An 11,953-nucleotide genomic window follows, 5' to 3' on the forward strand; every position below is an offset into this window, starting at 1 on the left:
TCATGAAACTGCGACGCCTGGGCTGGACGCTGCTGACGCTGATCGTGCTGGGGGCCGCGGCAGCGGGCACCATCGTCGCGATGAACCTGCGCGGCGAAGACCCGCTGCCCACTCAGGCCGAAGCCTTCGCGGCCACGCCGCAGCTGATCGAGCGCGGGCGCTATCTCGCGTTGGCCGGCAACTGCGCGGGCTGCCACACCACGCGCGGCGGCCAGCCCTATGCGGGCGGGCTGCCCCTGGAGACACCCTTCGGCACCATCTTTTCGAGCAACCTCACCCCCGACGGCAAGAGCGGCATCGGCAGCTGGAGCAGCGCGCACTTCTGGCGCGCCATGCACAACGGCCGCAGCAAGGACGGGCGACTGCTGTACCCGGCGTTTCCGTATCCCAACTTCACGCAGGTGACGCGCGAGGATTCGGATGCGATCTACGCCTATCTGCGCAGCCTGCCGCCCGCGCCGGAGCCCAACAGGGCGCACCTGCTGCGCTTCCCCTACGACACGCAGGCGGCGCTGGCCGTGTGGCGTGCGCTGTCGTTCAAGCCCGAGCCCTTCGTGGCCAATGCCGGCAAGCCCGCTGAATGGAACCGGGGCGCGTACCTGGTCAACGGCCTCGGCCATTGCATTGCGTGCCACGGCAGCCGCAACTCGCTTGGCGCGACGGAAACGAGGCTTGGCCTTTCGGGCGGCCTGATCGCCGTGGAGAACTGGTATGCGCCCTCGCTCAACGACCCGCACGAAGCCGGCGTTGCCGGCTGGCCCGCGGCCGACGTGGTGTCGCTGCTCAAGAGCGGCGTCGCGCCGCGCGGCTCGGTCATGGGGCCGATGGCCGACGTGGTGTTCCGCAGCACGCAGTACCTGAGCGACGCCGACCTCACGGCCATGGCGAGCTACCTGAAGGACCTGCCCGATGCACCGAAGCCCGAGGCTGCGACCATCGCGAAGGCCCCGATCCGCCGCGACGCCGCCACGATGACGCGCGGCGCGAAGATCTACGACCAGCGCTGTGCCTACTGCCATGGCGACCAGGGGCAGGGCGCCGTGGGCGCCTATCCGCCGCTCGCCGGCAACCGCGCTGTCAACATGGCGCGGCCCACCAACCTGATCCAGGTGGTCGCGCACGGCGGCTTCCTGCCCTCGACGCCCGGCAATCCACGGCCCTACGGCATGCCTCCGTTCGGGCAGACGCTGGATGCCGCCGAGGTCGCAGCCGTGCTCACCTATGTGCGCGGCTCCTGGGGCAACGACAGCGCGCCCGTCACGCAGCTCGACACGATGCGGCGCTGAGCGGCGCCTGCGCTTGCTTCAGATGTTCGTGCTCGAGGGAATGCGGCTCGGCAGCAAGTGCTCGTAGGGCCGCGTGCGCGTGGTGTTGCGCTGGCGGATGGTGGCCTCGATGCCGGCCAGCGCATTGCGGAAGCGCTCCAGCGGCCCGCCCGGTCCTGCGATGGCCGGGTCGATCAGCACCGGCAGGTGCGGGAACACGTTGTCCTTGTACTCGCCCAGCGGCCGGTAGTACACGCCGCCGAGGATGTGGAACAGCAGGATCTGCTCCTGCGCCGCCAGCCGCGACGGCAGCATCTGCGACCAGCTCGCTTCGCTCTGCCCCGCACTGCCCGTCGGTGCCGGCATGCCGCCCGTGCCCGCGCTGAAGGGCGCATACGTCATCACCGAGTACTGCGGAAAGTTCACCGCCGCGTGCTGCGCGCTGGCGTTGAAGATGATCGCGGTCAGCACGTCGACGAGCTGCGCGCGTGTGGTGATGGGGCGCAAGCCGTGCACCTTGCCGCTGGTCGCGAGCTCGGTGGCCCAGGCCTTGAGCTCGTAGTCGCCGGTCACGTCGCCGTCGCTCAAGTAGTAGGTGGCCACGTAGTCGCCGACCCATTGCGCGATGGCGTTCCACACCAGCAGCCCGTCGTCGCGGTACGGGTAGTCGGGCAGCGCCGCCGTGTCGTCCACGCCGCGCGTGCGCAGGTCGTTGGGCAGCATCATGCGGTCCTGGAAGTCGTAGGCCAGCCGGTCGCGGCCGCACGCGCTCTGCAGCGTCTCGATGGGCGCGGCGAGGATCACGTCGCCCGTGGTCAGCGGCGCCATGATGATCAGCGTCGCGGCCTCGTTGATGAACATCGCGCCCTCGAGGTGCGGCGACAGCAGCCGGCTCAGCGGATGCGCGGTCGCGAACTGGCGCTGCGTGGCCATCGCGAAGGCCTCCGACATCAGGTGCGTGCGGCCCAGGTGCACGAACATCTCGTGGTAGTTGAAGTCGGCCACCTGCACGGCGGTCTTCGCCGATTGCCAGGCCCACCAGGCTTCGGCGTTGGCGGTGTCGTCCACGCGCAGGAAGATCGGGGCGAGTGTCGGCTCCTGTGCGCACTGGATCGCGACCGGCACCAGCGAGCGGCCGGTCTTCGGCCGTGCGAACAGCGCGATGGGCGCGTGGATGTAGCCCGTGCCCGTGAGCGGCTTGGCCTGCGGGCCGGCCGGCGCCATGTCGCCCAGGCCTTCGTAGTCGAGGAGGTAGAGGCGGCCCGAGGCCGCCGCGTCGGCGAGGCTGTCGCCGGCGCCCATCACCTGGCGGTACTGGGCGTCGCTCAACGGGAACTTGGCCGGCAGCGCCGTCGCCCGCTGGATCAGCGTCGGGTTGGGGCCGGCCACACGCATGGCCGCGAACAGGTCGTTGTCGTGCAGCAGCGGCGAGATGGCCGGCTTCTCGATGGTGACGAACAGCGCGTCGTACTGCGCCACCGTCTTCGGTCCGTTCAATGCGCCCAGCGGGCCTTGCGAGAGCAGGTCGTGATGGATCTGCCTGAGCTGCGTGCCGATGTCGCCTGCCGTGCTGGTGAGAGTGGCAAGCAGGTTCAACACCGTCGCGGGCAGCGTGAGCAATCCGCCGTTGGCGGCCAGCAGTTGATCGAAGCTGGCCTGAAGCCCCGCGAGGCGCGTGCGCAGGTTGTCGAGCGACTGCAGGCTGCCCGAGGCCAGCGCGCTGGTGGCGAACGAGGCCGCGAAATTGGTGACGGCTTCGACCGCCTTCGAGAGGGTCGCGAGCTGGTGTTCGAGCGCCGGCAGTTCGCCCGGCGGCACCACCGCACCCATTGGTACGCCAGCCAGGTTGATGTGCGATTCGGTCCAGAGGTAGGTCGACTGCCGCCCCACCAGTTCGAGGCGCCGCAGCGTGGCGCTGATCGGGTCGATCTTTTGCGGCAGCGTGGGCTTGGGCACCGGCAGGGCCGCCGAGGCGGTGGAAGGCCTGCCGGCCAGCAGGCCCAGGCCACCCGCCGAGGCCGACCATTTGAGGATGTCTCTGCGTTTCATCGGGAGCGTTCCCTGTTGTAGTGAGTCTGGGGGAAGGCCGAGGAGGGGTTCGGCCACCAAATAGAACGCTCGTTCTATTTGGTGGGCGGATTCTGCGGAGGGGCTCTGGCGCTGGCAATGAGGGTTGGTGCCTAGCCTGGAAGCGCGCTCCCGGTGCTAGCGCGAGCGCCGGCGTCAGGCCGTGTGCGGGTGCCGTGCGGCGTCGTAGAGCGTGCGCGCCAGGTCGCGGTGCCTTGCCAGCAGCGGTGCGAGCGCCATGCCGGTGAACTCTCCGTCGCGGATGCGAACCGCCCCATTGATCACGCTCAGCGACACCGCCCCCGGCGTGCAGAACACCAGCGCCGCCACCGGGTCGTGCCCCGCCCCCGCATGCGCCACGCCGCGCAGGTCGAAGGCCACGATGTCGGCCGACATGCCCGGCGCGATCGCGCCGATGTCGTCGCGCCCGAGCACGCGCGCACCGCCCAGCGTGGCGATCTCCAGCGCCTCGCGCGCCGTCATCGCCGCCGGGCCGTAGCCCACGCGCTGCAGCAGCAGGGCCTGCCGCGCTTCACCGAGCATGTGCGCGCCGTCGTTCGATGCGCTGCCGTCCACGCCCAGCCCTACGGGAACGCCTGCGCGGCGCATCGCACCGATCGGCGCGATGCCCGAGGCCAGCCGCATGTTGGAGCAGGGGCAGTGCGCTACGCCCGTCCCGGTGCGGCCGAACAGCGCGATGCCGGCCTCGTCGAGCTTCACGCAGTGCGCGTGCCACACGTCGCGGCCGACCCAGCCCAGGTCTTCGGCGTATTCGGCCGGCGTCATGCCGAACTTCTCGCGCGAGTACGCCACGTCGTTGTCGTTCTCGGCCAGGTGCGTATGCAGCGACACGCCGCGCTCGCGCGCCAGCTCGGCCGACAGGCGCATCAGGTCGCGCGACACCGAGAACGGCGAGCAGGGCGCGAGCACGATGCGGCGCATCGAATGGCGGCTGGCATCGTGCCAGCGGCCGATGAGCCGCTCGCTGTCGCGCAGGATGGCTTCCTCGGTTTCCACCACCTCGTCGGGCGGCAGGCCGCCGGTGCTGCGGCCCACGCTCATGCTGCCGCGCGCCGCATGAAAGCGCATGCCCATGGCATCGGCCGCCTCGATCGAATCATCGAGCCGCGAGCCGTTGGGAAACAGGTAGAGATGGTCGCTGGTGGTGGTGCAGCCCGAGAGCATCAGCTCGGCCATCGCAGTCTGCGTCGAGACGCGGATCATCTCGGGCGTGAGGCGCGCCCACAGCAGGTACAGGTTGGTGAGCCAGCCGAACAACTCGGCGTCCTGCGCCTCGGGCACAGCGCGGGTGAGGCTCTGGTACATGTGGTGGTGCGTGTTGACCAGGCCGGGCATCACGACGTGGCCGTGCATGTCGATGGCCTCGGCCTGGCCGTTGCGCAGGGCGTCGAGGTAGACGATGGGCAGCTCGGCGGTGGGGCCCACCCAGGCTATCGCGGGGCCATCGCACACTACGGCGCCGTCGGCGATTTCGCGCCGCGCGGCGTCCATGGTGACCAGAACGTCGGCATGTCGAAGGATCTTCAGCATGCCGGCATTCTTGCCCGCGCTCAGAGGTCGGGCAAGCCCATCGCCGGATCGCTCACCGTGTGCCTGCCGGTTTCCACGCGGCCCGCAAAGCGGCGGTAATAGGCCGGGTCGGCATCGCAGGTGACTGCGAAGTCGTACCACTGACCGCTGCTCGCGAGTTCCCAGTGCTGATCGGTGGTGGCGCCGCCGTTCACTGTCGCGGTCCACGGGCCGTCGTTGCGATAGGCCTTGGCAGTGACGGTGAACCTGCAGGCCGCCTTGCCGTCGTTGCGCATGCTCAGGTAGACATTGCCGTTGGTGATGTCGTAGCACACGCGAACCTCGGGCGCCGCGGCGTCGCCGGCGCGCAGCGTGCCGAGGTTGCCTTTGAAGTGGCGATGGAAGCCGCTCGGCCCGAGCACCCACAGGTCGTAGCGCCCGCCATCGTCGGCCATCGCGGCCCAGGTGTCGTCGAGCTGCTTTCCTGCTTCCACCATGTAGCGGCGCGGCAGGCGGTCGAGGTGCAGCTTGTCGTACACGTGGAACACCGCCGCGGCCTTGCCGGTGTTGGCGAACAGCAGCTGCAGCTTGCCGTTGACCGCGTCGGCCTTGGCGCTGGTGTGCAGTTCATACGGCAAGGCGCGCGAGGGGCGCGTGCCCGTGGCCTGCTGCGGCAGCGCGGGCGTGAGCGGCAGCGGCACCTGCGCGAGCGCTTGCTGGTCGGCGCGCAATTGGTCGGCCTGGGCCTTGGTGCGGCGCCCGGCGAGCGTGGGCAGCACTTCGTTGTTGGGCGTGGCGAAGTTGAAGGCGCTCGTGAGGTCGCCGCACACCGCGCGCCGGAACGGGCTGATGTTCTTCTCCACGACGCCAAATCGCGCCTCGAGGAAGCGCAGCACCGAGGTGTGATCGAACACCTGCGAGTTGACCCAGCCGCCGCGGCTCCACGGCGAGATGACGTACATCGGCACGCGCGGGCCCGGGCCATAGACGCGGCCGTCCGCAGGCGCGACGGTGGTGCCCACGAGAGGGTATGTGTGGCGCTCGAAGGCGATGTCGCTGTCGGACAGCGTGGTCTTGCCCGCGGCGCTCTTCGGGTCGGCGGGGTCGGCCAGCGAAGGCGCCGAGGGCGACGGCACGTGGTCGAAGTAGCCATCGTTCTCGTCGAAGTTGACGATGAAGACCGTCTTGCTCCACACATCGGGCGATGCGGTGAGCGCGTCCAGCACCTGCTGGATGTACCACGCGCCCTGCACCGGGCTCGAAGGACCGGGGTGCTCGGAGTAGGTGGCGGGCGCCACGATCCACGACACCTGCGCCAGCTTGCCGTTGAGGACGTCCTGCTGGAACGTTCCCAGCAGGCCGCCGTCGGGCATGGTGTTGGCGATGCCCTTGTAGAGCGGATTGCCGGCATCGTCGCTGGCGGGGTCGTAGGCCGGCAGCGTCACGCCGTCGGGCGGGCTGGCGTCGCCGTCGTAGCGCATGTCGTTCTTGCCCGAGGCCTTGTTGGCCGCACGGTACTGCTGGAAGCCTGCCAGCGGGTTGTCGGTGAAGTTGTCGGGCAGGTTCTGGTAGAGCATCCAGCTGACCTTGGCGTCCTGCAGGCGCTCCGGATATGTCTTCCAGTTGCAGCCGTAGGTGGTCGAGTCGACACCTGGGTTTTTTACCGGGTCCCATGGAAACCGGAGGTTCTCCCAAGTGTTGTCTATCGACGAGAGGCCCGCGAGGCCGGCGCCCGTTTCGCCCGATGGGCCGTTGGTGCCGCTCCAGTGGAACAGGCGGTTCGAGTTGGTGCCGGTGTGCATGCCGCAGTGGTAGCTGTCGCACACGGTGAAGGCGTTGGCCAGCGCGTACTGGAACTGCACTTCGGCTTCCTGGAAGTAGCCCATCGAAGCGGTGGTCTTGTACCTGGGCCATTGGCTGAGGCGGCCGCCGTCCCAGGCGTTCTGCGCGTCGTTCCACGAGTGCGGCGTGCCGCTCACGCGCTGCGCGTTGCCCTTGGTCTGGTCGAGGTGATAGGGCAGCACCAGCTTGCCGGCGGCATCGCTCTGCTGCCACACGCTGCGCCCGCCGGGCAGCGGAATGGTGAAGCGGTCGCCGAAGCCCCGCACGCCCATGAGTGTGCCGAAGTAATGGTCGAAGGAGCGGTTTTCCTGCATCAGGATCACGACGTGCTCGACGTCCATGATCGTGCCGGTCTTGTTGTTGGCGGGAATGGCGAGCGCGCGGCGGATGCTTGGCGGAAAGGCATTGAGCGCGGCGGCGGCGATGCCGGTGGTGGCGGCGCCCGTGAGGAATTTGCGGCGGGTGGTCATGGTGTTGTTCCTGGCAATGCTCACGGTGCGCAGCGCATCTCGGGCTTCACGGTGTTGTCGGGTGGGGTGGGCGTCGTGGGTGTAGGCGTGGCCGGGGTCGTCGGCGTGCCGCCGAAGAAGCCGCCGCCGCCACCGCCACCGCCGCCCCCGCAGGCCGAGAGCGCGCAGGCCAGCAACAGCACGGGCGCAAGCCGCGTGCCGGGGAAAAGAAGTCGCATGGAATCGGTCCTTTGTTATGTGGTTCTGGAAGGCGCGACAGGAGCGCGCATCCGGGCCCACAAGACTAGGGAGAACCCGTTACCGGGCGGTTAACTTGCAGTGACGCAGCGAAGTCAGGCGCGTGACAACGCACCGCCGGGCGGGCGCTTTCGGCAACGGCGGAACGATGGTGTGGCGCGGCCTGGCGCCGCGTTCAAGCCCGGGCTCAGGGCTCGTTGCTGATACCGCTGGACACATGTCCGGCGGGCACGTGCCGCGAGGCCGCGTCGACGTGGCCGGTCTGGTCGTCGAAGAAGAAATCGGGCTCGAACTCGCGCAGGAATTCGCCCTTGGGCAGGCCGCCGAGGAACATGGCCTCGTCGACGCGGATGTTCCACTTCATCAGCGTGCGAATGGCGCGCTCGTGCGCCGGTGCGCTGCGCGCGGTGACCAGCGCGGTGCGAATGCGCATCTGCGCGTTGCCGGCCATCTGCAGCCGGTGCAGCGCCATCAGCAGCGGCTTGAAGGGACCTTCGGGCAGCGGCAGGTCGGCCTTGCTGAGTTCGTGCGCCTGGAAGGCGTCGAGCCCCTCGGCCTGGAACACGCGCTCGGCCTCGTCGGAGAACAGCACCGCGTCGCCGTCGAAGGCAATGCGCACTTCGTTCGGCCAGGCGTCGCTGGCCTTTACCGATTCGACCAACACCCGCGCGGCCGGAAAGCCCGCGATGAGCGCCTCGCGCACGTCCTGACCGTTGACCGACAGGAACAGGTGCGCGCGCAGCGGGCGCAGGTAGCCGAAGGGCGGGCGGCCCTGCGTGAACACGCCGCGCTGCAGCTTGATGTCGGCGGCCGCGCTCGACTTGAAGATGCGCATGCCCGAGACCGGATCGTTGCGCGAAAGAATCACCACCTCGACGCGCTGCACGCCGTCTTCGTTGAAGCGCAGCAGCTTCCGGATCAGCGAGTAGGCGATGCCGGGCGCGGCCGGCACGTCGATGCGGTCGAGCTGCAGCTTCATGTAGCCCTCGTTGTCCCCGGCCTCGAAGATCTTGTTTTCTTCTTCGAGGTTGAACAGGGCGCGCGAGGAGATCGCGACCACGAGCTTGTCTTCGAGGGTGACTGGCATGAGCGTGCGGTGGGTTCAGGTCGCCTGGTCAGGCGCGTAGTAGAGCGTATCCGACCAGTAGCCCAGGCCCAACTCGCGCAGCGGCGCCTCGATGCTCTCCTGGGACGGCGTGAAAACGCGCTGCCAGAAATTCTTCTTCTTCGGCGCGAGCTCGGCCACGGCGGCTTCGATCTCGGCGTCGATGTTCTGCACGTCCTTCAGCAGGTCGGCGGCCTGCTCGCCGAGCGGCGCATCGCCCATGTCGAGGATCTCGGCGCACTCCAGCACGAAGTAGCCGCTGCGGTCGGCGTGGTTGCTCAGAAAGTCGAGTGCCTGCTTGCACAACGGCGCAACCGCCGGATGGTCGATGCGCGCGAGAAGCTGCTGCAGCCGGTCGATGCCCGCGCCGGCGCGGCCCGCGAGCGCGGTGGGTTCGGGCCGGCTCCAGATCATCGAGCGGCACAGCCGCACGTCCGCGGACACCAGCAGCCGGTAGACCAGCGGAATGGCGTAGCTGCGCTCCGAGATGCCCTTGACCTGCCGTGGATCGTCCTTCTCGGGATCGGCTCCCGGCACGAAAGGACTGGCGAACAGGTAGCTTCGATTGGCCATGGCGGCGAGGCTCCCGCTATTTGACGAACTGGTTCAACTGGATGATCGGCAGCATCACGGCCAGCACGATCAGCATCACCACGCCGCCCATTGCCACGATCAGCAGCGGCTCGAGGATGGTGGCCAGGTGCATCGCGCGGCGCTGCACCTCGGCGCCGAGTTGGTTGGCCGCGCGCTGCAGCATCAGCGGCAGCGTGCCGGTCTGCTCGCCCAGTCGCGCGAACATCGACACGAGGCCCGGAAAGCGCTTCTTCTGCGCGAGCGCCGAAGCGAGCGGCGCGCCTTCGCGCACGAGCACCAGCGCGTCGAGCGCGTCGGCGCGCATCGCGCGGTTGCCCAGCGTCTCGGAGGCGGCCTGCAGCGCGCGCAGGATCGGCACGCCGGCGGTGGCCAGCATGGCGAGCGTGCTGGCGAAGCGCGCCGCGTTGTAGCCGCGCGCGAGCTTGCCGACCAGCGGCAGCTTGAGCCAGGCCGCATCGAATTTCAGGCGCAAGGCTTCCTGCGCCAGCGCCAGCCGCGCGCCGACGGCCGCGAGCACCACTGCGCCCAGCATCCACCAGCCGTAGTTGCGAACGCCCGCGCTCAGCGACAGCATCACGGTCGTGAGAAAAGGCAGCGAGCGCTTGGTGCCCGCGAACACCTGCGCCACCTGCGGCACCACGTAGCTCACGAGGAAGATCACGATCACGATCGCCACCAGCGTGACGATGGCCGGGTACAGCGCCGCGCCGATCAGCTTCTGCTGCAGCGCCTGGCGTTCTTCCAGGTCGTCGGCAAGGCGGTCGAGCACGAGTCCGAGGTTGCCGCTTTGTTCACCGGCACCGATCACGGCGGTGTAGATGGGCGAGAACTCGCGCGCGTGCGCCGACAGCGCGCGCGCAAACGGCGAGCCCGCGTTGACCTCGGCGCGCAGCGAGGCGACGAGGTTGCGCTGCGGCTCCGATTCGGCCTCGTCAGTGAGCGCCGTGAGCGCGCGTTCCAGCGGCAGGCCCGACGAGACGAGCCCTGCGAGCTGCCGCGTCCACACAGCGAGGCCGGTGGAATTGAAGACGCGCTTGCCGCCGCCGAGCCAGCGGCCGAGGCCGCTGCGCTGGCCGGTGCCGTTGACGTGGTCGCTGCCGACCGGCTTGACTGACAGCGGAATGAGCGCCTGCGCCCGCAGCAGGCTGCGCGCGCTGCGGGCAGTGTCGGCCTCCAGCACGCCTTCGCGCGACTGGCCGCTGGCGTCGATGGCTTCGAAGGAATAGGCGGGCATGGCGGAACGGGAACCTAGTCCCGTGTGACGCGCAGCAACTCGGCGCGCGAGGTGATACCGGCCTGCACCAGCCGCTCGCCGTCCTCGCGCATCAGGCGCAGGCCGCCGCGCGCGCCGGCCTGCAGCAGCTCGCTCTCGGCCGCCTTGCTGTGGATCAGGCCCTGCACGGTGTCGTCGGCCACCAGCAGTTCGAAGATGCCGGTGCGGCCCTGGTAGCCGGTCTGGCCGCACGCCTCGCAGCCTGCCCCGGCACACACCGTGCAGACCTTGCGCACGAGGCGCTGCGCGAGCACGCCGAGCAGCGAGGAGCTCAGCAGGAAGGGCTCCACACCCATGTCGGTCAGGCGTGTGACGGCGCTGACCGAGTCGTTGGTGTGCAGCGTGGCCAGCACGAGGTGGCCGGTCAGCGAGGCCTGGATGGCGATCTGCGCGGTCTCGAAGTCGCGGATCTCGCCGATCATGATCACGTCCGGGTCCTGCCGCAGGATGGCGCGCAGGGCCTTGGCGAAGGTGAGCTCGATCTTGGCGTTGATCTGCGTCTGGCCCACGCCCGGCAGCTCGTACTCGATCGGGTCTTCCACCGTCATGATGTTGCTGCGGCTCGCGTCGAGCCGGGCCAGCGCGGCGTACAGCGTGGTGGTCTTGCCTGACCCCGTGGGCCCGGTCACGAGGATGATGCCGTGCGGCTGCGCAATGAGCTTCTCGAAGCGCGCGAGCGTGTCGCCCTGCATGCCCACCGATTCGAGCGTGAGCTTCGACTCGCTCTTGTCCAGCAGGCGCAGCACTGCGCGCTCGCCGTGCGCACTGGGCAGCGTCGACACCCGCACGTCGACCGCGCGCGTGCCGATGCGCAAGCTGATGCGCCCGTCCTGCGGCAGCCGCTTCTCCGAGATGTCGAGGTCGGCCATGATCTTCAGGCGCGAGATCAGCGCGGCGTGCAGCGCGCGGTTGGGCTGTACCACCTCGCGCAGCGTGCCGTCGATGCGAAAGCGCACGGACGACGTGCGCTCGTAGGGCTCGATGTGGATGTCGCTTGCGCCGTCGCGCGCGGCCTGCGTGAGCAGCGCGTTCAGCATGCGGATGATGGGCGCGTCGCCCGCGCTCTCCAGCAGGTCTTCGACCGCTGGCAGCTCCTGCATCATGCGTGAGAGGTCGGCGTCGCTCTGCACCTCGCTCACCACCGCGGCGGCGCTCGATTCGCCCTGCGCGTAGGCCGCGCTGATGCGCTGTGCCAACGGGCCGTCGGCCAGCACCTCGAAGGCCTGCACGCCGTACTTGCGCGACACCTCGCCGACCGCGCTGCGCGCCGGGTGGCTCGACATCCACAGCGTGTAGCGGCCGTCGTCGGACTCCTCGAGCAGCAGTTGCTGGGTGCGCGCGAACGCGTAGGGAAGCGGGTAGCGCATGGACATCAAGGCAGTTCGCGTGCGCTGACCGGGTCGGCCGTCGGCGGCAGGGCGCCGCGCAGCGGGCTCGGGGCCAGCTTGCGGCTGTCGGAGAGCGGCTGCGGCGGCGGAATGAGCTGCGTGCCCTCCATGCGGGTGCTGCCGCTGCCGCGGTTGTTCGAGCGCTGCAGTGCGGAGTCGGGCAGCACCGGCGCGGCGTTCAC

Annotated in this window: 10 protein-coding genes; 1 reads left to right on the forward strand and 9 read right to left on the reverse strand. The window is 69.3% G+C overall.

What is annotated here, in order from left to right; translation table 11 throughout:
- Positions 1-2 precede the first annotated feature (2 nt).
- Entirely contained in the window at positions 3-1,286 is a 1,284-nt protein-coding gene (locus ACCC97_RS17060; RefSeq protein WP_413334015.1) for a c-type cytochrome, read from the forward strand.
- Positions 1,287-1,304: 18 nt separating this feature from the next.
- On the opposite strand, the gene ACCC97_RS17065 is transcribed toward ACCC97_RS17060, so the two are convergent.
- From ACCC97_RS17065 to ACCC97_RS17105, 9 genes are all read right to left on the reverse strand, one after another.
- Positions 1,305-3,314 (reverse strand): lipoxygenase family protein, encoded by a 2,010-nt coding sequence (locus ACCC97_RS17065; RefSeq protein WP_413334017.1) that lies wholly within the window; start codon positions 3,312-3,314, stop codon positions 1,305-1,307.
- Positions 3,315-3,488: 174 nt separating this feature from the next.
- Positions 3,489-4,883, reverse strand: a complete 1,395-nt coding sequence (locus tag ACCC97_RS17070) for an 8-oxoguanine deaminase (protein ID WP_413315403.1) — start codon at positions 4,881-4,883, stop codon at positions 3,489-3,491.
- Between the two features lie 20 nt (positions 4,884-4,903).
- The gene (locus ACCC97_RS17075) at positions 4,904-7,174 is read right to left on the reverse strand and encodes a phosphocholine-specific phospholipase C (RefSeq protein ID WP_007831714.1); all 2,271 of its coding nucleotides are present in this window, start codon (positions 7,172-7,174) and stop codon (positions 4,904-4,906) included.
- Between the two features lie 20 nt (positions 7,175-7,194).
- Complete coding sequence (locus ACCC97_RS17080) at positions 7,195-7,392, reverse strand: hypothetical protein (RefSeq protein ID WP_413315404.1); 198 nt, start codon at positions 7,390-7,392, stop codon at positions 7,195-7,197.
- Positions 7,393-7,598: 206 nt separating this feature from the next.
- A complete protein-coding gene (locus ACCC97_RS17085) occupies positions 7,599-8,498 on the reverse strand; it encodes a 5'-nucleotidase (RefSeq protein WP_007831710.1) in 900 nt (299 codons plus the stop codon).
- Between the two features lie 15 nt (positions 8,499-8,513).
- Positions 8,514-9,089, reverse strand: a complete 576-nt coding sequence (locus ACCC97_RS17090) for a hypothetical protein (RefSeq protein ID WP_413334019.1) — start codon at positions 9,087-9,089, stop codon at positions 8,514-8,516.
- A 16-nt stretch (positions 9,090-9,105) separates the two neighbouring features.
- Positions 9,106-10,344 carry a type II secretion system inner membrane protein GspF gene (gspF, locus tag ACCC97_RS17095; protein WP_007831708.1) on the reverse strand — a complete coding sequence of 413 codons (1,239 nt, stop codon included), beginning with the start codon at positions 10,342-10,344 and terminating at the stop codon, positions 9,106-9,108.
- 14 nt (positions 10,345-10,358) lie between these two features.
- Entirely contained in the window at positions 10,359-11,750 is a 1,392-nt protein-coding gene (locus ACCC97_RS17100) for a GspE/PulE family protein (protein ID WP_413334021.1), read from the reverse strand.
- Positions 11,751-11,755: 5 nt separating this feature from the next.
- A partial coding sequence (locus ACCC97_RS17105; protein WP_413334023.1) for a hypothetical protein occupies positions 11,756-11,953 on the reverse strand: 198 nt, incomplete at its 5' end.

It is taken from the genome of Variovorax sp. Varisp85, assembly GCF_047304045.1.
Taxonomy (GTDB): domain Bacteria; phylum Pseudomonadota; class Gammaproteobacteria; order Burkholderiales; family Burkholderiaceae_C; genus Variovorax.

Excerpts from the sequence above, each read along its gene's own strand:
- ACCC97_RS17085 (WP_007831710.1), bottom strand. The coding sequence starts at position 8,498 with ATGCCAGTCACCCTCGAAGACAAGCTCGTGGTCGCGATCTCCTCGCGC.
- gspF (WP_007831708.1), bottom strand. The coding sequence starts at position 10,344 with ATGCCCGCCTATTCCTTCGAAGCCATCGACGCCAGCGGCCAGTCGCGC.
- ACCC97_RS17065 (WP_413334017.1), bottom strand. The coding sequence starts at position 3,314 with ATGAAACGCAGAGACATCCTCAAATGGTCGGCCTCGGCGGGTGGCCTG.
- ACCC97_RS17070 (WP_413315403.1), bottom strand. The coding sequence starts at position 4,883 with ATGCTGAAGATCCTTCGACATGCCGACGTTCTGGTCACCATGGACGCC.
- ACCC97_RS17080 (WP_413315404.1), bottom strand. The coding sequence starts at position 7,392 with ATGCGACTTCTTTTCCCCGGCACGCGGCTTGCGCCCGTGCTGTTGCTG.
- ACCC97_RS17060 (WP_413334015.1), top strand. The coding sequence starts at position 3 with ATGAAACTGCGACGCCTGGGCTGGACGCTGCTGACGCTGATCGTGCTG.
- ACCC97_RS17090 (WP_413334019.1), bottom strand. The coding sequence starts at position 9,089 with ATGGCCAATCGAAGCTACCTGTTCGCCAGTCCTTTCGTGCCGGGAGCC.
- ACCC97_RS17100 (WP_413334021.1), bottom strand. The coding sequence starts at position 11,750 with ATGCGCTACCCGCTTCCCTACGCGTTCGCGCGCACCCAGCAACTGCTG.
- ACCC97_RS17075 (WP_007831714.1), bottom strand. The coding sequence starts at position 7,174 with ATGACCACCCGCCGCAAATTCCTCACGGGCGCCGCCACCACCGGCATC.